We start from the raw sequence: 20,223 nt of genomic DNA, 5'->3' as shown, positions 1-20,223 counted from the left end.
ACGGCCGCGGCCGTAGACTCGCGGGAGTCGTCACGGAACGTATCGAACAAGGACTCTGATTCATGGTGGACCCTTCCCCCAAGGTCGTCGTCGTCGTGCCCACGTACAACGAACGGGAGAACCTGCCGGTCATCGTCGGCCTGCTCGCCGACCTGGGGATGCCCGACCTGCACGTGCTGGTCGTCGACGACAACTCGCCGGACGGCACCGGTGAGGTCGCCGACAAGCTGGCCGCCGAGTCGCCGGACACCGTCGGCGTGCTGCACCGCACCGACAAGGACGGTCTCGGCCGCGCCTACGTCGCCGGCATGAGCCGGGCGCTCGACGAGGGCGCCGACGTGGTCGTGCAGATGGACGCCGACCTGTCGCACCCCGCCGCCGTCCTCCCGGTCATGGTCGAGACCCTGCTCTCCGGCGACGCCGCGGTGGTGCTCGGCTCCCGTTACGTGCCGGGCGGCTCGACCGCCGCCGAGTGGCCGTGGCACCGCAAGGCGCTCTCCGCCTGGGCCAACTTCTACGTCAACGCGATCCTGCGGCTGCACGTCAAGGACGCCACCGCCGGCTTCAAGGCGTGGAAGGCGGACACCCTGCGGGCGATCGACCTGCAGTCGGTGCACAGCAACGGCTACTCCTTCCAGGTCGAGATGAACCACCGCACCGTCCGCCGAGGCCTGCGGATCGCGGAGGTGCCGATCCGGTTCGAGGAGCGGGTCAAGGGCGCCTCCAAGATGAGCTTCGGCGTCCAGGTCGAGTCGGCGCTCGCGCCGTGGAAACTGCTGTTCGCCGGACGCCGCTGACCGGCCCCCGCCGCGGCGGCCGGCCGGGGGAGCACCCCGGCCCCCGCCGCGCGGGTGACGTGCCGTCACCGTGCAGCGGTGTCGGCCGGATCGCGCCCCTCCGCGTTCCTATGCTGCGTCGGTAAGGCCGGGTACGACCGGGCTTCCGACTCCCGAACGGTTGAACGCATGCGAGTGAAGACCCGGAGCCGGCGGGTGTGGGCCGGCATCGGCGCCGTGCTGGTCGGCGTCACCGCGACCACCGGTGCGGCCGCCCCGCAGAAGGGACCGCGCCAGGACCTCGGCCCCGCGATCTCCGCGATCCTGGACAAGCCGCGGTACCAGCACTCCCAGTGGGGCATCCTGGAGCAGGACCCGCAGACCGGCCGGACGATCCACGACCTGCAGGGCGGCAAGTTCTTCATCCCCGGATCGGTCGCCAAGCTGATGAGCGTCTCCGGCGTCTGGGACACGCTCGGCGGCGACCACCGCTTCACCACCCCGGTCAACGCGCTGGGCAACCGCTCCGGCTCCGTCCTCACCGGCAACCTGGCGATGGTCGCGCAGGGCGACCTGACCATGGGCGGGCGGACCGCGCCGGACGGCCAGGTCTCCTACACGCCCGTCGACCACACCTACGCCAACGACGTCCCGGGTGCCACGCTCACCCCGGAGGACCCGCTGGCCGGCCTCGACTCCATCGCGCAGCAGGTCCGTTCGGCCGGCATCACCCAGGTCCGCGGCAACGTCGTCGTCGACCCGCGGCTGTTCACCGCCGGGCCGCCGCTCGACCCGGCGCCCACCCCGATGATCGTCAACGACAACGTCATCGACCTGCTCACCACCCCGACCGCCCCCGGGCAGACCGCGCAGCTGTTCTGGCGGCCGCAGGTCGCCCCGTACCAGGTCACCTCGGACGTGCGGACCGTCCCGGCCGGCGGCACCACCGACATCCAGGTGTCCGCCGACCCGGACGGCACCCGGATCACCCTCTCCGGCACCATCGCCGCCGACGCCGCCCCGGTGCTGCGGATCTCGCACGTCCAGGACCCGAACGCGTTCGCCCGCACCGCCCTGATCGAGGCGCTCGCCCGGGCCGGCGTCACGGTCGGCGCCCGCCCGGTCGGCCCCAACCCGGTGGACCTGCTGCCCGCCTCGTACCCCGCGGGCTCCCGGGTCGCCGCCTACGTCTCCCCGCCGTTCGAGCAGTACACCCGGCTCATCCTCAAGGTCAGCCACAACCTCGGCGCCAACCTGGGGATCTGCCTGATGGCCGTCTCCGCCGGCAGCCACGACTGCCTGGACGGCTTCCCCGTGCTGCGGGCCTTCCTGGAGCGGGCCGGCGTCGACCTCACCCAGGTCCAGCTCGCCGACGGCCGCGGCGGCGACCCCGTCGACCGGGTCACGCCCGTCGCGATCAACCAGATCCTCGCGTACTGGCTGCGCACCCCCGAGGCGGACACCTTCCGCAACGCCCTGCCGATCCTCGGCGTCGACGGCACCCTCGCCGACAACTGCACGGACTGCCCGGCCAAGGGCAAGGTCTGGGCGAAGACCGGCACCGTCGCCGGCTTCGACTACCTCAACCAGCAGCTCGCCGTCGGCGCGGAGACCGTCGCCGGCTACCTGGACGCGGGCAACGGCCGGCTCCACACCTTCTTCGCCGGCGTCAACAACACCCAGGCCGCCGACTTCGACGACTTCCTGGAGGTCATCGACGACGTCACGAACGTCGCCGCCCTCCTCCAGCAGCAGGCCGCCCGCCACCCGCACCACTGACGGACCGCCACCACCGGGCCGCGGACGGCACGGCCGTCCGCGCCCCGCGGCGTGCCCGCCGAAACCCGGTGGCCCGGCGGCACAGCCCCCGACGACAATGCGGCGGACACCGCGGTACGGGGGAGGGGTCGTGGAACGACCGGACGACGACGGGCGGCCGTTGCTGCTGCTGGACGTGGACGGGCCGCTCAACCCGTACCGGGCGAAGCCGCAGCGCCGGCCCGAGGGCTACCTCACCCACCGGGTGAAGCCCGCCTCCTGGCTGGAACGGCACCGCGACACACCGCCGGCCCGCGTGAAGCCGCTGCGGCTGTGGCTGCACCCCGGGCACGGACCGGCCCTGCTCGCCCTGCCGTACCGGCTCGTCTGGTGCACCACCTGGCAGGACGAGGCCAACGAGTGGATCGGGCCGCCGATCGGCCTGCCCCGGCTGCCCTTCGTCCGCTGGCCGCGGATGCACCACGGCGACCCCGACGGGCTGCACTGGAAGACCCGGTACCTGACCGAGTGGGCCGCCGGCCGGCCGTTCGCCTGGGTGGACGACGAGATCGAACCGCAGGACACCGCCTGGATCACCGCCCACCACCCCGCTCCGGCGCTGACCCTGCTGATCGACCACCGGTACGGCCTGCGGGCCGCGGACTTCGCGGCCCTCGCCCACTGGGCCGAGCAGCTTCCGGCGGCCGGCCGGTGACCGCCGGGACGGTGCGCAGCCTGCACCGCCACCCCCTGAAGTCCGCGCTCGGCGAGGAGATCGCCCATGCGCGGATTACCGGGCGCGGCCTCGACGGCGACCGGGTCCGCGCCCTGCTCGACACCGCCACCGGCCGCGTGGTCAGCGCCAAGAACCCGCGGCTGTGGCGCGCCCTGCTGACCGTCACCGCCCGCACCACCCCGCACGGGATCCGCCTGCTCGCCGCCGACGGACGGGAGTTGGACGAGGCGGGGCTCACCGCGCTGCTCGGCCGGGAGGTACGGGCCGTCGACGTGCCGCCGCCCGGCGCCGAGCTGGAGCGCAGCGTCCCCGAGGAGGTGCTCGACCGCGGCGCGGACGCCGAGGTGACGTCCACCGTGCACGTCCTCGGCAGTGCGGCGCCGCCCGGGACGTTCTTCGACTTCGCACCCGTCCACCTGGTCAGCACCGCGACGCTGGCGGCGCTCGGCGAGGGCACCGGCACCGGCGGGCCGGTCGCGGCGGCCCGCTACCGGCCCAACCTGGTGGTCGACACCCCGGGGCGGCGCGGCTTCCCGGAGAACGGCTGGGTCGGCCGCGAGCTGCGGATCGGCGACGGCGTCCGGCTGGAGGTGCTGGCGGCGACCCCGCGCTGCGCCGTCCCGACCCTGGCGCACGGCGCGCTGCCGCGCGACCTCGAGGCGCTGCGCGCGGCCGCCCGGCTGAACCGGGTGGAGCCGCTGCCCGGCACGGGCCCGATGCCCTGCGCCGGGGTGTACGCGCGGGTGCTGGCGGGTGGCACCGTCCGCCGCGGGGACGCCGTCAGCCTGCGGTGACCGGGCGGGCGGGCGGGGCGCCGACGGCGGCGGCCAGCGCGGCGAGGAAGCGGTCTCCGGTGGCCGGGTCCCGGACGGCGATCCGCAGCCAGTCCAGCCCCAGGCCGGGGAAGGTGTCGCCGCGCCGCACCGCGAACCCGGCCTCCCGCAGCCGCTCCCGCACCGCGGCCGCGCCGGCCAGCTCCACCAGCAGGAACGAGGACGCCGGGGTGCCGTGCACCCGCACGCCGGGGACGCCGCGCAGGCCCGCCAGCAGGTGCGCCCGGTGCGCGGCCAGCTCGTGGGCGGCCTCCTCGGCCTCGGCGAGCGCGGCCGGTGCCGAGCAGACCTCGGCGGCCGCCAGCGCCGGGGTGGAGACCGGCCAGAGCGGCTGGGCGGCGGCGAGTTCGGCGATCAGCTCCGCCGGGCCGAGCACGTAGCCGATCCGCAGCCCGGCCAGGCCCCAGGTCTTGGTGAGGCTGCGCAGCACGACCACCCGGCCCGGCAGGCCGCGCACGTCGGCGAGGGCGGCGCTCTCGCCCGGGACGGTGTCCATGAAGGCCTCGTCGACCACCAGGGTGCGGCCGGGGCGGGCGAGCGCGGCGACGTCCGCGGCGGGGTGCAGCACGGAGGTCGGGTTGGTGGGGTTGCCGATCACCACCAGGTCGGCCTCCTCGGGCACCGCGCCGGGCGTCAGCCGGAAGCCGTCCCCGGCGCGCAGCACCGCCCGGTGCACGGTGTGCCCGGCGTCCCGCAGTGCGGCCTCCGGCTCGGTGAACTGCGGGTGCACCACGCAGACGTGACGGGCCGCCACGACCCGGGCGAGCAGCACGAAGGCCTCGGCGGCGCCGGCGGTGAGCAGCACCTCGCCGGCCGGCCGGCCGTGCCGGGCGGCGACGGCGGCGCGGGCGGCGGCCGGGTCCGGGTAGGCGGCGAGGTCGCCGAGGGTGGCGGCGAGCCGGTCGCGCAGCCAGGGGGGCGGGGTGCCGGTGCGGACGTTGACGGCGAGGTCGACCAGGCCGGCGGCGCGGACCTCCGCGTCGCCGTGGTGCCGGAGGTCGAAGTCGGTGCTCATCGCGGTGGTCTCCCGAGGGGTCGCGGGGCGGTCGGGGCTGCCCGGGCGCAGCGGCTCGTCCGGGGCGGGGGCGCGGCGGGCGATCGCGACCGTGGCCGTCCGGGAGGCCGTCTTGGGCACCACCAGGCGCCCGCCGGGGGCCTCTGCCAGGGCGGCGGCCTCGGCGACGCCGGGGGTGCCGAGGGCGGCGCGGACGGCCGCGGAGGGGTTCGGTACGGGCACCGCGGCGAGCACGGCCGCCGGGTGCGCGGTCAGCGGGACGCCGAGGATCCGGGCGGCCCCGCGCAGGCCGGGTTCGGCGGCCCTCACGTCGACGGTGGCCAGCAGCACGAGCTCCGTGCGGTCGAGGCCGGCGGTGGCCAGTGCCTCGTCGAGCAGGCGCAGGACCTCGTCCGCGGGGGTGCCGGGGCGGGCGCCGACACCGGCGACCAGCGGGCCGTGCAGCTCCACCACCGTGCCTCCGCAACCCCTGTGACCTGCCGGAAATCCCACCACGGGCGCGACGGGCGGGTCAATCGTGGCGGGTGTGAGATGGAACGTACCGGCGTCGGATGCTGTTCTTCCGTTCTTCACTTCCGCGGCGCGGCCCCGGCCACCGGCCCCGGCCTAGGGTTTGGCCGCTCGACCGGTCGCAGCCAGCACTGCCTCGCACCACCCTCAACTGCCGCCCCTCGTACGGAGGACAGCATGACCGCCGCTCGGACCCCGAAGCGCAACCGGCGCACCTTCACCGCCCTCGCCGGAGCCGTGGCGATGGCCGCCGGATCGCTCGGCATCTGGGCCGTCACCGGCGCCACCGCCCAGGCCGCCACGCTCCCGACCCCCGACCACGTGGTGGTCGTCGTCATGGAGAACCACGCCTACTCGCAGGTCATCGGCAGCTCCAGCGCGCCGTACCTGAACAACACGCTGAAGGCGGGCGGGGCCAACCTGACCCAGTCCTACGGCCTCACCCACCCCAGCGAGCCCAACTACTACCAGCTGTTCTCCGGCTCCAACCAGGGCCGCACCGACGACAGCTGCGTCACCGTCGGCTCGATCTCGGCGCCGAACCTCGCCTCCGAGCTGATCGCCGCCGGCCAGACCTGGGCGAGCTACAACGAGGGCCTGCCCAGCCAGGGTTCGACCGTCTGCAGCAACAGCGCGACCAAGTACGCCCAGAAGCACAACCCGTGGTTCGGCTTCTCCAACGTGCCGACCTCGACCGCCAAGACGATGACCCAGTTCCCGACCGACTACACCACCCTGCCCAAGGTGTCGTTCGTGGTGCCGAACCTGTGCAGCGACATGCACGACTGCTCGGTCTCCACCGGCGACACCTGGATCCAGAACAACCTGGGCGCCTACGCGACCTGGGCGAAGACCCACAACAGCATGCTCGTGGTGACCTTCGACGAGGACAACAAGCTCTCCGGCAACCGCATCCCGACGATCTTCTACGGCGAGCACGTCGCCGCGGGCAGCTCCACCGCCACCACCTACAACCACTACAACACGCTGCGCACCCTGGAGGACCTGGCCGGCCTGACCAGCCACGCGGGCAACGCCGCGAGCGCCTCCGACATCACCGGCATCTGGAACTGACGCCCGTGTACCTCGCGGACTCCCGCAGCACCAAGGCCGCCACCACCGGGGCCGGCCGCACCGCGGCCGGCAGCGGCGACGCCGGCAGCGCCGCGAGCCGCAGCACCGATCCGGCCGCCGTCCCGGGCATCCGCCCGGGGCGGCGCGCCGCCGCGGTGCCCGGCACCGTCCTGGCCCTCGGCGCGGTCAGCCTGATCACCGACGTCTCCTCGGAGATGGTCGGCGCGGTGCTGCCGCTGTACGTGGTCGCCGGACTCGGGCTCTCCCCGCTCGGCTTCGGCCTGCTCGACGGCATCAACAACGGTGTCGGCGCCCTCGTCCGGCTGGTCGGCGGGCACGCCGCGGACGGCGGCCGGGGCAGGCACAAGGCCGTCGCCGCGATCGGCTACGGCCTGTCCGCGGTCTGCAAGCCGCTGCTGCTCGCCCACACCCTGCCGCTGATCAGCGCGGTGCTGGCGGTCGACCGCACCGGCAAGGGGCTGCGCACCGCCCCGCGCGACGCCCTGATCTCGCTGGCCACCGCGCCCGAGCACCGCGGGCGGGCGTTCGGCGTGCACCGGGCCATGGACACCACCGGCGCGCTGCTCGGCCCGCTGGTCGCCTTCGCCCTGCTCCGGTTCGCCGCCGACGGCTACGACGCGGTCTTCGCCGTCTCCGCGTGCGTCGCCGCGCTCGGCGTGCTGGTGCTGCTGCTCTTCGTCCCGGGTCGCGCCGCCACCGCCGCCCCCGCCGGCGGGCCGCGCCCCGCCCTGCGCGACTCGCTGGCCCTGCTGCGGCTGCCCGCGCTGCGGCGGCTCACCCTGGCCGCCGTCCTGCTCGGTCTGACCACCGTCAGCGACTCCTTCCTGTACCTGCTGCTGCAGCGCCGGCTCGACCTGCCGGCGCACCTCTTCCCGCTGCTGCCGCTCGGCACCGCGGCCGCCTTCCTGCTGCTGGCCGTGCCCTTCGGCGCGGCCGCGGACCGGATCGGCCGCCGCAGGCTCTTCCTGCTCGGCCACCTGGTGCTGCTCGCCGGGTACGGGCTGCTGCTCGCCCCGTTGCACGCCTGGTGGGCGGCGCCGGTCGTACTGCTGCTGCACGGCTCGTTCTACGCGGCGACCGACGGCGTGCTGGCCGCGGCCGCCTCCGCGACCGTGCCCGCCGAGCAGCAGGGCGCCGGGCTCGCCCTGGTGGGCACCGGGCAGGCGCTGGCCCGCTTCGGCTGCTCGCTGGCGTTCGGCGCCGGCTGGACCCTCTGGGGCGGGCGGCCGGTGCTGGCGGTCGCCGCCGCGGCGCTGGCCGTGGCCGCCGGTGCCGCCTTCCTGCTGATCCGCACCCCCGGCTCCCCGCACACCCCCGACTCCCCGCCCGACACCGGCACCACCGAGGAGCACCCTGCATGACGCGCACCGCCCGCCTGCTGACCCTGCTGGCCGCCGTCCTCCTGCTCGGGGCGGTCGGCACGGTGGCGGTGCTGCACGCCGCCGACCGCTCCGGCCGCAAGGACCGGGAGCAGGCGGGCGGTCCCGTGATCACCCCCGGCCCCGTCCCGCTCGCCCCGGACGGGCCCCGCCGGCTGCTGTTCCGCTCCACCGCCTGGGGGCCGCACCGCGACGAGATCACCGCGGTGCCCGCGGACCGGCCGGACGGCCCGCGGACCGCCTCCGGTCTCAGGTGCCTGCGCTTCCACGCCGCCGCGGGCACCGGCATCTGCCTGCAGGGCGAGCAGGAGGGGCTGGGCGACCGCTACACCGCGGTCGTCCTCGACGCCGGCCTGCACGAGCTCAAGCGGTACCCGGCGGCGGGCATCCCCACCCGCTCCCGGGTCTCGCCCTCCGGCCACCTTGCCGCCTGGACGGTCTTCGTCAGCGGCGACTCGTACGCGGGCACCGACTTCTCCACCCGCACCTCGATCGTCGACACCCGCGGCTGGACCCTCTACGACAACCTGGAGACCTTCACCGTCCTCGACGGCGGCAAGCCGCTGAAGTCTCCCGACACCAACATCTGGGGCGTCACCTTCGCCGACGACAACGGCTTCTACGCCACCGTCGCCACCGGCGGGAGGACCTACCTCGTCCGCGGCGACCTCGGCGCCCGGACGCTCACCACCCTGCACCAGAACGTCGAGTGCCCCTCGCTCTCGCCGGACGGCACCCGGGTGGCCTACAAGAAGCGGGTGGCCGGCGCCTCCCCGGACGCGCCGTGGCGGCTGTACGTGCTCGACCTCGCCACCATGACCGAGACCGCCACCGCCGAGCAGCGCAACATCGACGACCAGGCGCTGTGGGCCGACGGCCGCACCCTGGTGTACGCCCTGGCCGGGGACTACGGGGCCGACCTCTGGACCGTCCCGGCCGACGGCTCCGGCAGCCCCGCCGTCCTCACCCGCTCCGCGGTGGCCCCGGCCTACCTCGGCTGACCGGCCGCCGGGCGGGCCGTCCGCTCCGCCGGCGGCCGCCAGTCCAGCAGCGACGCCGCGGCCCGGACGGCCGTCCGTTCGGGCAGCCGGCCGGCCGCCGCGAGGAGGGCGTCCGCAGGGCGACCGCGGGGGCGGCCCGCAGCCCGACCAGCCGGCCGACCCGGCGCGAGCCGGCGGTGACGGCGGTGGTGCGGGGCAGCCGGGCCGCGGTGTAGGCGGCGAGGGCGCCGGTGACGGCCGCCCCGGCGAGTGCGTGCGCGAGGACGACGGCGTCCTCCAGTGCCTGGCAGGCGCCCTGCCCCTGGAAGGGCGTCATGGCGTGGGCGGCGTCGCCGAGCAGGGCGACCCGGCCGCCGTGCAGGGCGGGCAGCGGGTCGGCGAGCTCCCACGCGTCGTGCCGCAGCACGGCCGCCGGGTCGGCGGAGTGCAGCAGGTCGACCAGCCCCCGGTGCCAGTCGCCGTACCGGCGCAGCAGTTCGGCGCGTTCGTCGCCGTCCGCGGCCCGGCCGCCGGGCGGGGTGAGCGCGGCGGCGTAGAGGTAGACCCGGCCGCCGGTGAGCGGGATGACGCCGGTGAGCGCGCCGCGGCCCCAGGTCTCGCCGGCCGGCACCGGACGGCCGGGGTCGGGGACGACGGTGCGCCAGGTGGTGAAGCCGGAGTAGCGCGGGCCGGGGTGTCCGGGCAGCAGCAGCGCGCGGGCGGCGGAGCGCAGCCCGTCGGCGGCCACCACCAGGTCGGCCTCGCCCTCGGTGCCGCCGGCCGTGACCCGGGCGGGCCGGCGGGCGTCGCCGGGGACGCCCGGCGGCTGGTCCGCTGGTGCGAGGGCGTCGTCTTCCACACCGCGGCCGGTGCGGGCCGCGCCCTCGGTGTGCCGGGGCCGCAGGAGCTGAGGGCCGAGGCCGCCCGCTACCTGGACGCGCTGCTGGCGTCCTGAGCCCGCGTCGGCGGGTGCCCGGCGTCCTGGGGCTGCGTCAGTTCCGTGCGCAGCTGCTCGCGCCGGTCGTGCCAGCGGCCGAGCAGGGCGGGCAGCTCCTCGCGCATGAAGCCGAAGAAGGCCAGCGACTCGGCCAGCCGGGCCCCGGCCGGGGTGTCGGGGCCGAGCGCCTCGATGCCCTCGCGCAGGCTCGACTCCCAGCGGACGAGCTCCCGGTCGCGGTGGACGGAGGCCTCGTACCAGGCGTCGTCGTGCACCCGGTAGCGGTCCCGGCGGGAGCCCGCCTCGCGTTCGCGGGTGACCAGGTTGACCTGGCCGAGGAAGCGCACCGCGCCGGACACCGCGGCCGGGCTGATCTGCAGCGTGTCGGCGAGTTCGGCGGCCGTCAGCCGGCCGGAGTCGCTGGCGAGCAGGGCGGTGAAGACCCGGGCGGGCATCCGGGGGAAGCCGGCGTCGGCCATCACCGCGGCGAAGCGCTCCACGAAGGCCCCGACCGCCGCGCCGTCCCGTTCCACCACGCCTCCCGCCCCGTGCCACGACCGTCCGGACCATCATCGGGGACCGGTCGGCCCTTGCGGAAATCCACTGAATTCATGAACTTCACGAATCTGTGAATCGAGAGTACCGTCGAGCCATGACGACCGCCATCTCGGTGACCGGCCTGGTCAAGGACTTCGGCCGGACGCGCGCCCTGGACGGGCTGGACCTCGCCGTCGCCCGCGGTGAGGTGCACGGCTTCCTTGGCCCGAACGGCTCCGGCAAGTCGACCACCGTCCGCGTCCTGCTCGGCCTGCTGCGCGCCGACGCCGGCACCGTCCGGCTGCTGGACGGCGACCCCTGGCGGGACGCCGTCGACCTGCACCGCCGCCTCGCCTACGTGCCCGGTGACGTCACCCTCTGGCGGAACCTCTCCGGCGGCGAGGCCATCGACCTGCTCGGCCGGCTCCGCGGCGGCCTCGACCCCGCCCGCCGCGCCGACCTGCTGGAACGCTTCGAACTCGACCCCACCAAGAAGGGCCGCACCTACTCCAAGGGCAACCGTCAGAAGGTCGCCCTGGTCGCCGCCCTCGCCTCCGACGCCGAACTGCTCGTCCTGGACGAGCCCACCTCCGGCCTCGACCCGCTCATGGAGGAGGTCTTCCGCACCTGCGTCGCCGAGGAGCGCGACCGCGGCCGCACCGTGCTGCTCTCCAGCCACATCCTGTCCGAGGTCGAGGCGCTCTGCGACCGCGTCAGCATCATCCGCGCCGGCCGCACCGTGGAGACCGGCACCCTGGCCGAGCTGCGGCACCTCACCCGCACCGCGATCGACGCCGAACTCGCCGGCCCGCCGCCCGAGCTGACGGGCGTGCACGACCTCGTCACCGACGGCCGGCGGGTGCGCTGCCAGGTCGACGCGGACCGGCTCGACGAGGTGCTGCGCGCCCTCACCGCCGTCGGCGTGCGCAGCCTCACCAGCCGGCCGCCCACGTTGGAGGAGCTGTTCCTGCGCCACTACGAACAGCCCGGCACCCCCGACCGCGGCGACCGGTCGCCCGACCCGGCGGTGACCCGGTGAACACCCTCGCCGGCACCCCCGTCCTGCTGCGCCTCGCCCTGCGCCGCGACCGTATCGTGCTGCCCGCCTGGGTGTACGTGCTCGCCGCCTCGGTCGTCTCCACCGCCGTGTCCTTCCGCTCGCTGTACGACACCGAGGACGCCCGGCTCCGCTTCGCCGCCGGCATCGCCGCCAACACCTCGCTGCGCGCCCTCTACGGCCCCCTGCACGACGCGTCCACCATCGGCGGGCTGACGGCCTGGCGGATGGGCGTCTTCGGCGCCGTCCTGGCCGGCCTGATGAGCACCCTGCTGGTCGTCCGGCACACCCGGGCCGAGGAGGAGGACGGCCGGCTCGAACTCGTCGGCGCCGGCGCGGTCGGCCGCCGCGCCCCGCTCACCGCCGCGCTGCTCGCCGCCGCCACCGCCAACCTGGTGCTCGCCGCGCTCGTCGCCGGCTGCCTCGCCGCCACCGGCGAGGCCCCCGCCGGCTCGCTCGCCTTCGGACTCGCCCTCGGCGGCTGCGGGATGCTCTTCGCCGGCACCGCCGCCGTCACCGCCCAGGTCGCCGGCACCGCCCGCGCCGCCAACGGCCTGGCCGGCGCCCTGCTCGGCACCGCCGCCCTGCTGCGCGCCGGCGGCGACACCGGCCCGGCCTGGGTGGGCTGGCTCTCGCCGATCGGCTGGGCCGAGCAGGTCCGCCCCTTCGCCGGGGACCGCTGGTGGGCGCTGCTGCTCCCCGCCGCCGGCACCGCGCTCGCCGTCGCGGCCGCCTACGCCCTGGTCGCCCGGCGCGACCTCGGCGCCGGCCTGCTGCCGCAGCGCCCGGGCCCCGCGGCCGGCGCCCCCGGGCTGCGCACCGCCACCGCGCTCGCCGCCCGGCTGCACCGCGGCACCCTGATCGGCTGGGCCGGCGGCCTCGCCGCGGCCGGCCTGGTCTTCGGCGGGGTCTCCCGCGGCGTCGTCGACCTGGTCGGCGACAACGCCCGGGTCGCCGACGTGATCGCCCGGTTGGGCGGCCGCCAGGGCGTCCTGGACGCCTACTTCGGCACCATGACCAACCTCTTCGGCATGGTCGTCGCCGGCTACGCGGTGCAGGCGGTGCTGCGGCTGCGCGCCGAGGAGACCTCCGGCCGGGCCGAGCCCGTCCTCGCGACCGCCGTCTCCCGGCTCCGCTGGGCCGGCGGGCACCTGCTCTTCCCGCTGGCCGGCAGCGCCGTGCTGCTGGCCGTCGCCGGGGTCTTCACCGGTCTCGGCCAGGGTGCCGCGATGGGCGGCACCGGGCGGGCCGTCGCCCGGCTGGTGCCCGCCGCGCTCGCCCAACTGCCCGCGGTGTGGCTGGTCGCGGCGGTCGCGCTCGCCGTGGTCGGGCTGGCGCCCCGGTGGAGCACGGCGGCGTGGGGCGCGCTGGCGTTCTTCCTGCTGATCGGCTGGCTCGGCCCCGTGCTGCGCCTGCCGCAGTGGGCCCTGGACCTCTCCCCGTTCACCCACACCCCGCACCTGCCGGGCGGCGCCTTCACCGCCGTCCCGCTGCTCTGGCTGACCGCGCTCGCCGCCGTGGCGGCCGCCGTCGGCCTGGCCGCGCTGGACCGCCGCGACCTGGGCTGAGCCGCGGTGCCGGGCGGACGGCCCGGCGGCGGAGGGGGAGTTCGCGGGCCGGCCCGTCCGGGGCCCGAATACGGTCGGACGGGCGTCCTAGTGATCCGCTATATTCGCGCCGCCGTCGAACGACCAGTGTCCGGCGCGCACCAGCGCACAGGGAGCCCGCATGCCGTCCGACCCGTACAGCCCTCAGCCGGACGACCGGGCGGCCCGGGACGACGCCTTCGCCCGGGCCTTCGCCCCGCCGCAGGAACCCCGGCAGGACCCGCAGCAGACCCCGCCGCCGCCCTACGGTGCGCCCGTGCCGAACCCGTACACCGCGCCGGCCCAGGACGAGGCACTGGCACGGGCGTTCGCCCCGCCGCCCGGCGACCTCCCGTTCGGTGCCGTCCCGCCCGGCGCGGTGCCGCCGGGTGCCGTGCCGCCCGCGGCCCCGTGGGGCGGCGGCGCCTGGGGGGCCGGCGCGGGCCCGTACGGCTGGCAGCAGCCGCCGCTCGGCCCGCCGACCGCCTGGAACGGCTACGCGATCACCTCGTTCGTGCTGGGCGTCCTCGGCATCGCCTGCTGCATGTGGGTCGGCGCGATCGCCTTCGGCGTGGCCGCCCTGCGCACCGTCAGGGCGCGCAACGAGCGCGGCCGCGGGCTGGCGATCGCCGGTGTCGTGCTCGGCGGCTTCTGGGCCGTCGTGCTGGCCGTGCTGATGGTGCTGGGCGTGGTCCTCGACGACCGCGGCCCGCTGGGCACCGCACCCTTCCGGGACGAGAACGGCTCCGACCGGACGGCCACCACCGGGGTCTTCGACCTCACCGCCGGGGAGTGCTTCGTCAAGCTCGGCAGCGGCAAGGGCGAGGACCTCACGGACGTCGAGACGGTGGACTGCTCCGAGCCGCACTACGGCGAGGTGTACGCCACCCCGCACTTCACCGCCGCCGCCTACCCCGGCAAGGACGGCGTCGTCGCCGACGCCAAGAAGGGCTGCGCCGAGACGCTGTTCGACTACGCGCCGGACAGCTGGGCCGTCCCGGAGGACATGGAGATCCACTTCTTCTACCCGGACGCGGCGACCTGGGCGCTGGACGACGACCACTACGCCACCTGCTTCCTGACCGACAGCAGCTCGGTGGCCACGGGCACGGTGCGCCAGGACCGCACGGGGCTGAACGACGAGCAGATGGCCTACCTCCGTGCCGAGCACCGGGTCGACCGGGCGTACGACGAGCAGCCGCAGGCGAAGCCCGCCGCCGACCCGGCCGCCTACCGGGAGTGGGCGAAGAAGCTCTCCACCGCGGTCGGCGGGGAGGTCGACGACCTGGGCCGGCGCAGCTGGGGCGGGCTGGCCGCCGCTCCGGTCGGCGCGCTCAAGGACGAGCTGAAGCAGGCGCTGCCGCACCTGCAGGCGGCCGGGGCGGCCACCGACCCGAAGGTGCTGGAGCGCGAACTCGACGCGGCCGAGGGGCTGCTGGGCTTCGAGCGCCCGGCGGCCGTCCGGGCCGCGCTGGGCCTGGCGACCGGCGACGGCAAGCGCGACGGCGGGGGCGCGCCCGGCGGCGTGCGGACGGAGAGCCCGGCCCCGGTCGCCGATCTGCGCGGCCCCGGCCGTCCGTCGGCGGGCGGCGCCGCCCCGGCCCGGGGCTGACCCGGCGCCGGGCGCGGCCGGCGGGGCGTCAGCCCTCGGCGGGCAGGCCGACCAGGTCGGCCATCTCCTCGACGGCGTGCGCGAAGAAGGCGTCCGCGGGGTCGAAGGACCCGACCAGGTGCCCGAAGAGCTCGAACCCGATCATGCCGAAGAGCTGGGTCCAGGCGATCGCGGCGCGGGCCAGCACGGCCTCCGGCAGGCCGGGGGCGATCGCCGCGCGGAGCCGGGCGAGCTGCTCGCCGAGCGGCCCCGCGGGCCCCGCGGGCACGGCCGGCTCGGCCGGCTCGGGAGTGTCCGGGCGGCCCTCCCGGACCACCGTGATCAGCGCGATCGGGAGCCGGGCGGCCGGCTCGATCGTCTCCTGCGGGGCGCGGTAGCCGGGCACGGGCGTGCCGTAGACCAGCGCGTACTCGTGCGGGTGGGCGAGCGCCCAGTCCCGTACGGCGCCGCACAGGGCCCGCCAGCGGGCGCGGGGGGCGGCCGGTGCGGCGGCCAGGGCCGCGTCGGCGGTGTCGGCGAGGTCGGTGTAGGCGTCGACGATCAGCGCGGTGAGCAGCTCGTCGCGGCTGGGGAAGTACCGGTAGATCGCGGACGAGGCCATGCCGAGCTCGCGGGCGACGGCGCGCAGCGACAGGCGCTGGGCGCCCTCGGAGGCGAGCTGCCTGCGGGCCTCCTGCTTGATCTCGCGGGTGAGCTCCTCGCGGGCCCGTTCGCGGGCGGTCCTGATGGCGGTCATGGGAACAGCCTGCCATATGAGGGAGCGCCGCACAGAAACGAGAGCACTGCTCTTGACCGTGGCCCGGGGCGGTGGCAGAGTCATGTCCAGGAACGAGAGCACTGCTCTCTGAAGAGTCCGCCGCTCACTGCCCCGGGAGTTCCCGTGTCCGACGCCGCCAGCCGCTACGTGATGCCCACCGGCCGGATCAGCGCCGCCCTGCTGGGCCTGTCCAACCGCACCGTCGCCGCCCTCACCCGCGCCGGCCTCAGCCTCTGGGGCTCCCGCGTCCTCGCCGTGCGCGGCCGCAAGAGCGGCGAGTGGCGCACCACCCCGGTCAACCTGCTCACCCACGACGGGCAGCGCTACCTGGTCGCGCCGCGCGGCCACACCCAGTGGGTGCGCAACCTGCGCGCCGCCGGCACCGGCGAACTCCGGCTCGGCCGCCGCGCCGAGGCCTTCCGCGCCGCCGAACTCCCCGACGCCGAGAAGCCCGCGGTGCTCCGTGCCTACCTCAAGCGCTGGAAGTTCGAGGTCGGCGTCTTCTTCGACGGCGTCGACGCGGACGCCTCCGACGCCGAGCTGCTGCGGATCGCCCCCGGTTACCCGGTCTTCCGGCTCGCCCCGAACTGACGGCGGCGCGTCCCCGGCGTCAGAGCGCCACGCGGACGAGCCGCTCCGCGAGCTGCGGCGCCCCCGCCCAGTGCAGGTGCAGGTACGAGCCGTGCACCGCGCCCTGCACGAACCCCTCGACGGCCGGCCCGGCAGGCGCGCGCCAGCCCCAGGCGGGCTGCTCCCCGGCGCCCGGCTCGCAGACCGTGCGGTGGAACTCGTGCCCGCGCACCCGGGTGCCCGCCACCGCCAGCGGACTGTCCGCCAGCGCGACCGCCTCCCGGTAGCCCAGCGTGAGCCGCTCGGTCATCCGGGCCGTGTGCGGCAGCACCCCGCACATCTCCTTGCCGTCCAACTCCCGCCCCAGGTAGAGCAGGCCGGCGCACTCCGCGGCGATCGGCGCGCCGCCCGCGGCCAGCGCGGCGATCTCCGCCCGGAGCGCCGCGTTGGCGCTCAGCTCACCCACGTACATCTCCGGGAAGCCGCCGCCGACCACCAGCGCCCGGGTGCCGGCGGGCAGGCGCTCGTCCCGCAGCGGGTCGAAGGGCACGACCTCGGCGCCCGCCGCGGCCAGCAGTTCGGCGTTCTCCGCGTACGAGAAGGAGAACGCCGCCCCGCCCGCCAGCGCGACCCGCGGCCGGCCCGCGACGGGGGAGACCTCCGCGGCCGCGGACCACGGCTCGGCGTCCAGCGGCGGGGCGCTGCGGGCCAGCGCCAGCAGCGCGTCCAGGTCCACCGAGGCGGCGACCAGCTCGCCCATGTCCCGCACCGCCCGCAGGGCGTCCGCGGAGCGCTCCACGGCCGGCACCAGGCCCAGGTGACGCGAGGGAGTCGCCACCGAGGCGGTGCGCCGCACGCAGCCGAGCACCGGCACCCCGGAGCCCTCCTCCAGGGCCTCGCGCAGCAACTGCTCGTGCCGGTCGGAGGCGACCCGGTTGAGGATCACCCCGGCCAGGCGCACCTGCGGGTCCCAGGAGGCGAAGCCGTGCACCAGCGCCGCCACCGAACGGGACTGCGAGGAGGCGTCCACCACCAGCACCACCGGTGCCTTCAGCAGCTTGGCGACCTGCGCGGTGGAGGCCAGCTCGCCGCGGCCCGCCGCCCCGTCGAACAGCCCCATCACGCCCTCGACCACCGCGACGTCGGCCCCGGCCGCGCCGTGCAGGAAGAGCGGCGCGACCCGGTCCTCCCCGCACATGAACGCGTCCAGGTTGCGGCCCGGGCGGCCGGCGGCCAGCGCGTGGTAGCCCGGGTCGATGTAGTCCGGGCCGACCTTGTGCGGGGAGACCGCGAGGCCCCGCGCGGCGAGCGCGGCGATCAGCCCGGTGGCGACGGTGGTCTTGCCCGCGCCGGAGGAGGGCGCGGCGACGACGAGACGGGGGATGTTCAACGGACTACCACTCGATACCGCGCTGGCCCTTGCGGCCGGCGTCCATGGGGTGCTTGACCTTGGTCATCTCGGTGACCAGGTCGGCGAAGTCGGTCAGCGGCTCCTTGGCGTACCGGCCGGTGATCACCACGTGCTGGCTGCCCGGGCGGTCCTTCAGCACCGACACCACCTCGTCCACGTCCACCCAGCCCCAGTGCATCGGGTAGGTGAACTCGTCCAGCACGTAGAAGCGGTAGGTCTCGGCGGCGAGGTCGCGCTTGACCTGCTCCCAGCCCTCCTTGGCCGCCTCCTCGCTGGACTCCATGCCGCGCTGCACCCAGGACCAGCCCTCGCCCATCTTGTGCCAGGCCACCGTGCCGCCCTCGCCGGAGGCGCCGAGCACGCGCAGCGCGTTCTCCTCGCCGACCTTCCACTTGGCGGACTTGACGAACTGGAACACCCCGATCGGCCAGCCCTGGTTCCAGGCGCGCAGCGCCATGCCGAAGGCGGCGGTCGACTTGCCCTTGCCCGGGCCGGTGTGCACGGCGGTGATCGGCAGGGTGCGGCGCTGACGGGTCGTCAGGCCGTCGTCGGGGACACTCTCGGGCACTCCCTTGGGCACGGCTCAGGCCGCCTTTCGCTGGGTGGAGACGGAACGGTGGTCGCGGACGAGCGCCGCCACGCCCTCGGCGCGCAGCTCGTCCAGGGTGACGGCGGGGCCGCCGAGGCGGGCCGCCAGGGTGCGGGCCAGGCCGAGGCGGACGTGGCCGGACTCGCAGTCCAGCACCACGCTCGCCACGCCCTGCCCGGCCAGCAGGCCCGCGGCCCGCTCGGCCTGCGCCAGGGCGTCCCGCCCGCCGGTGGCCCGGCCGTCGGTGACGACGACCAGCAGCGGACGGCGGTCCGGGTCGCGCATCCGCTCGACCCGCAGCACCTCGTGGGCGCGCAGCAGCCCGGCGGCCAGCGGCGTCCGCCCGCCGGTCGGCAGCTGCTCCAGCCGGGCCGCGCCGACCTCCACCGAGGAGGTCGGCGGCAGCGCCAGCTCGGCGCCGGTGCCGCGGAAGGTGATCATGCCGATCTTGTCCCGCCGCTGGTAGGCGTCCATCAGCAGCGACATCACCGCGCCCTTGACCGCGCCCATCCGCTGCCGGGCCGCCATCGAACCGGAGGCGTCCACCACGAACAGCACCAGGTTGGACTCCCGGCCGCGGCGCACCTGCTCCCGCAGGTCGTCCTTGGCCAGCACCAGCGCCCGCCCGGACCGCCCGCGGGCGGCCTGGTGCGGGGCGGCGGCCTGCAGCGTCGCGGTCAGGTGCAGCCGGGCCAGGCGGCCCTGCGGGCGGCGCGCCCGCACGGTGTGCCCGCCGTCGGTCTCCGCGGCCGAGCGCCGTCCCCGGGCGCCCCGGCCGGTGCCCGGCACCTTGAACAGCCGGGTCCGGTACGGGTCGGCGCCGGCGACCGGGGCCGCCTCCCGTCCGGCGCCGGGCGCGGGGCGGGGCGGCGGCGGGGCCTGCTCGGGGGCGCCGGCCGGATCCGGGGCGGGGTCGGAGGCCGCCGATCCGTCCGGGCCGCCGTCCGGGCCCTCGTCCTGCGGGCCGCCGCCGGGGCCGTCCGGGCCGCCGTCCGGGCCCTCGTCCTGCGGGCCGCCGCCGTCGGGGTCGGTGTCCGGTTCGGTGTCGTCCGGGCCGTCCTCCTCGGCGCCCGCGTGCTCCTCCAGCGTGCGGTCCAGCTGCTCCTCGTCCAGGCCGGGCGCGTCGAAGGGGTTGCGGCGCCGCCGGTGCGGCAGCGCCAGCTGCGCGGCCTTGCGGACGTCCTCCTCCAGCACCTCGGTGCGCCCCGCCCAGGCCGCCAGCGCCACGGCCGTGCGGGCCATCACGATGTCCGCCCGCAGGCCGTCCACCTCGAAGGCCGCGCAGACCGCGGTGATCTGACGGAGCGCCGTGTCCGTCAGCTCCACCTTCGGCAGCAGCTCCCGGGCGGCGGTGATCCGCATCGCGAGCGCCCGCTCGTCCTCGGCGAACCGCGCGGCGAAGCCGGCCGGGTCGGCGTCGTAGGCCAGCCGGCGGCGCACCACCTCGGCCCGCTCCTGCGGGTCCCGGGTCGCCGCGATCTCCACCGTCAGGCCGAACCGGTCGAGCAGCTGCGGCCGCAGCTCGCCCTCCTCCGGGTTCATCGTGCCCACCAGCAGGAAGCGCGCGGCGTGCCGCACCGACACGCCCTCCCGCTCCACGTACGAGCGGCCCATCGCCGCCGCGTCCAGCAGCAGGTCGACCAGGTGGTCCTGCAGCAGGTTGACCTCGTCGATGTACAGCACGCCGCGGTGCGCCCTGGCCAGCAGGCCCGGCTCGTACGCCTTGACGCCCTCGGCGAGCGCCTGCTCCAGGTCCAGCGAGCCGACGATCCGGTCCTCGGAGACGCCGACCGGCAGCTCCACCAGGTGCGCGGGCCGCTCCAGCGACCCGGCGCCGCCGTGCGCGCCGTCCGGGCACTGCGGGTCCGGCGCCGCCGGGTCGCAGGCGAACCGGCAGTCGGCGACCGTGCCGATCGACGGCAGCAGCCCCGCCAGGGCGCGCACCATGGTCGACTTGGCGGTGCCCTTCTCGCCGCGCACCAGCACACCGCCGACGGCCGGCGAGACCGCGTTCAACAGCAGCCCGAGCCGCAGGTCGGCCATGCCGACGACCGCGGTGAACGGATAACGGGCGTCACTCATCTG

General features: G+C 76.3%; 18 protein-coding genes. 11 read left to right on the top strand and 7 right to left on the bottom strand.

The features are described 5' to 3' along the window. Nucleotides 1-62: 62 nt before the first annotated feature. From ABD353_RS03645 to ABD353_RS03630, 4 genes are all read left to right on the top strand, one after another. Nucleotides 63-797 (top strand): polyprenol monophosphomannose synthase, encoded by a 735-nt coding sequence (locus ABD353_RS03645; protein ID WP_344621970.1) that lies wholly within the window; start codon nt 63-65, stop codon nt 795-797. A 168-nt stretch (nt 798-965) separates the two neighbouring features. Next, nucleotides 966-2,555 (top strand): D-alanyl-D-alanine carboxypeptidase/D-alanyl-D-alanine endopeptidase, encoded by a 1,590-nt coding sequence (gene dacB / locus ABD353_RS03640; protein ID WP_344621969.1) that lies wholly within the window; start codon nt 966-968, stop codon nt 2,553-2,555. 97 nt (nt 2,556-2,652) lie between these two features. Continuing rightward, nucleotides 2,653-3,249, top strand: a complete 597-nt coding sequence (locus tag ABD353_RS03635; RefSeq protein WP_425555068.1) for an HAD domain-containing protein — start codon at nt 2,653-2,655, stop codon at nt 3,247-3,249. A gap of 11 nt (nt 3,250-3,260) precedes the next feature. Then, a complete protein-coding gene (locus ABD353_RS03630; RefSeq protein WP_344621967.1) occupies nt 3,261-4,064 on the top strand; it encodes an MOSC domain-containing protein in 804 nt (267 codons plus the stop codon). On the opposite strand, the gene cobC is transcribed toward ABD353_RS03630, so the two are convergent. Beyond that, nucleotides 4,051-5,571, bottom strand: coding sequence for an Rv2231c family histidinol phosphate aminotransferase CobC (gene cobC / locus ABD353_RS03625; protein ID WP_344621966.1), 1,521 nt, complete (start codon nt 5,569-5,571; stop codon nt 4,051-4,053). The genes ABD353_RS03630 and cobC overlap by 14 nt on opposite strands. Nucleotides 5,572-5,805: 234 nt before the next feature. Between cobC and ABD353_RS03620 the strand changes: the two genes are divergently transcribed. The 3 genes from ABD353_RS03620 to ABD353_RS03610 are packed head-to-tail and all read left to right on the top strand — an operon-like array spanning nt 5,806 to nt 9,103. Further along, nucleotides 5,806-6,702, top strand: coding sequence for an alkaline phosphatase family protein (locus ABD353_RS03620; RefSeq protein WP_344621965.1), 897 nt, complete (start codon nt 5,806-5,808; stop codon nt 6,700-6,702). 5 nt (nt 6,703-6,707) lie between these two features. Next, nucleotides 6,708-8,084, top strand: a complete 1,377-nt coding sequence (locus ABD353_RS03615; protein ID WP_344621964.1) for an MFS transporter — start codon at nt 6,708-6,710, stop codon at nt 8,082-8,084. Continuing rightward, nucleotides 8,081-9,103 carry a TolB family protein gene (locus ABD353_RS03610; protein WP_344621963.1) on the top strand — a complete coding sequence of 341 codons (1,023 nt, stop codon included), beginning with the start codon at nt 8,081-8,083 and terminating at the stop codon, nt 9,101-9,103. Before ABD353_RS03615 ends, ABD353_RS03610 begins: the two co-directional genes overlap by 4 nt. Here ABD353_RS03610 and ABD353_RS03605 read toward each other — a convergent pair. Next, nucleotides 9,066-9,941: an FAD-dependent monooxygenase gene (locus ABD353_RS03605; RefSeq protein ID WP_425555067.1), complete on the bottom strand. Its 876-nt coding sequence runs from the start codon at nt 9,939-9,941 to the stop codon at nt 9,066-9,068. The two genes, ABD353_RS03610 and ABD353_RS03605, sit on opposite strands and share 38 nt — an antisense overlap. A gap of 68 nt (nt 9,942-10,009) precedes the next feature. Next, complete coding sequence (locus tag ABD353_RS03600) at nt 10,010-10,555, bottom strand: GbsR/MarR family transcriptional regulator (RefSeq protein WP_425555066.1); 546 nt, start codon at nt 10,553-10,555, stop codon at nt 10,010-10,012. A gap of 116 nt (nt 10,556-10,671) precedes the next feature. Here ABD353_RS03600 and ABD353_RS03595 point away from each other — a divergent pair, with 116 nt between their 5' ends. From ABD353_RS03595 to ABD353_RS03585, 3 genes are all read left to right on the top strand, one after another. Continuing rightward, entirely contained in the window at nt 10,672-11,595 is a 924-nt protein-coding gene (locus ABD353_RS03595) for an ABC transporter ATP-binding protein (protein ID WP_344621962.1), read from the top strand. After that, nucleotides 11,592-13,181 carry an ABC transporter permease gene (locus ABD353_RS03590; RefSeq protein WP_344621961.1) on the top strand — a complete coding sequence of 530 codons (1,590 nt, stop codon included), beginning with the start codon at nt 11,592-11,594 and terminating at the stop codon, nt 13,179-13,181. The genes ABD353_RS03595 and ABD353_RS03590 overlap by 4 nt, the downstream gene beginning before the upstream one ends. Before the next feature lie 160 nt (nt 13,182-13,341). Next, entirely contained in the window at nt 13,342-14,811 is a 1,470-nt protein-coding gene (locus ABD353_RS03585) for a DUF4190 domain-containing protein (protein WP_344621960.1), read from the top strand. A 28-nt stretch (nt 14,812-14,839) separates the two neighbouring features. On the opposite strand, the gene ABD353_RS03580 is transcribed toward ABD353_RS03585, so the two are convergent. Then, nucleotides 14,840-15,547 (bottom strand): TetR/AcrR family transcriptional regulator, encoded by a 708-nt coding sequence (locus ABD353_RS03580; RefSeq protein WP_344621959.1) that lies wholly within the window; start codon nt 15,545-15,547, stop codon nt 14,840-14,842. Between the two features lie 171 nt (nt 15,548-15,718). Here ABD353_RS03580 and ABD353_RS03575 point away from each other — a divergent pair, with 171 nt between their 5' ends. Further along, on the top strand, nt 15,719-16,159 hold the full coding sequence (locus tag ABD353_RS03575) for a nitroreductase family deazaflavin-dependent oxidoreductase (RefSeq protein ID WP_344622042.1): 441 nt from the start codon (nt 15,719-15,721) through the stop codon (nt 16,157-16,159). A 19-nt stretch (nt 16,160-16,178) separates the two neighbouring features. Here ABD353_RS03575 and ABD353_RS03570 read toward each other — a convergent pair whose 3' ends face one another. The 3 genes from ABD353_RS03570 to ABD353_RS03560 are packed head-to-tail and all read right to left on the bottom strand — an operon-like array spanning nt 16,179 to nt 20,220. Further along, a complete protein-coding gene (locus tag ABD353_RS03570) occupies nt 16,179-17,528 on the bottom strand; it encodes a cobyrinic acid a,c-diamide synthase CobB (RefSeq protein WP_344621958.1) in 1,350 nt (449 codons plus the stop codon). Nucleotides 17,529-17,532: 4 nt separating this feature from the next. Next, entirely contained in the window at nt 17,533-18,129 is a 597-nt protein-coding gene (gene cobO, locus ABD353_RS03565) for a cob(I)yrinic acid a,c-diamide adenosyltransferase (RefSeq protein ID WP_030266664.1), read from the bottom strand. Nucleotides 18,130-18,132: 3 nt separating this feature from the next. Next, nucleotides 18,133-20,220, bottom strand: coding sequence for a putative cobaltochelatase (locus ABD353_RS03560; protein ID WP_344621957.1), 2,088 nt, complete (start codon nt 20,218-20,220; stop codon nt 18,133-18,135). Nucleotides 20,221-20,223 lie beyond the last annotated feature (3 nt).

Source organism: Kitasatospora arboriphila (assembly GCF_039528095.1).
Lineage (GTDB): Bacteria > Actinomycetota > Actinomycetes > Streptomycetales > Streptomycetaceae > Kitasatospora > Kitasatospora arboriphila.
This window is presented reverse-complemented; position numbering and strand designations above follow the sequence as displayed.

Coding starts and splice junctions, on each gene's coding strand:
- ABD353_RS03645 (WP_344621970.1), top strand. CDS start 63: ATGGTGGACCCTTCCCCCAAGGTCGTCGTCGTCGTGCCCACGTACAAC.
- dacB (WP_344621969.1), top strand. CDS start 966: ATGCGAGTGAAGACCCGGAGCCGGCGGGTGTGGGCCGGCATCGGCGCC.
- ABD353_RS03635 (WP_425555068.1), top strand. CDS start 2,653: ATGCGGCGGACACCGCGGTACGGGGGAGGGGTCGTGGAACGACCGGAC.
- ABD353_RS03620 (WP_344621965.1), top strand. CDS start 5,806: ATGACCGCCGCTCGGACCCCGAAGCGCAACCGGCGCACCTTCACCGCC.
- ABD353_RS03610 (WP_344621963.1), top strand. CDS start 8,081: ATGACGCGCACCGCCCGCCTGCTGACCCTGCTGGCCGCCGTCCTCCTG.
- ABD353_RS03595 (WP_344621962.1), top strand. CDS start 10,672: ATGACGACCGCCATCTCGGTGACCGGCCTGGTCAAGGACTTCGGCCGG.
- ABD353_RS03585 (WP_344621960.1), top strand. CDS start 13,342: ATGCCGTCCGACCCGTACAGCCCTCAGCCGGACGACCGGGCGGCCCGG.
- ABD353_RS03580 (WP_344621959.1), bottom strand. CDS start 15,547: ATGACCGCCATCAGGACCGCCCGCGAACGGGCCCGCGAGGAGCTCACC.
- ABD353_RS03575 (WP_344622042.1), top strand. CDS start 15,719: ATGCCCACCGGCCGGATCAGCGCCGCCCTGCTGGGCCTGTCCAACCGC.
- ABD353_RS03560 (WP_344621957.1), bottom strand. CDS start 20,220: ATGAGTGACGCCCGTTATCCGTTCACCGCGGTCGTCGGCATGGCCGAC.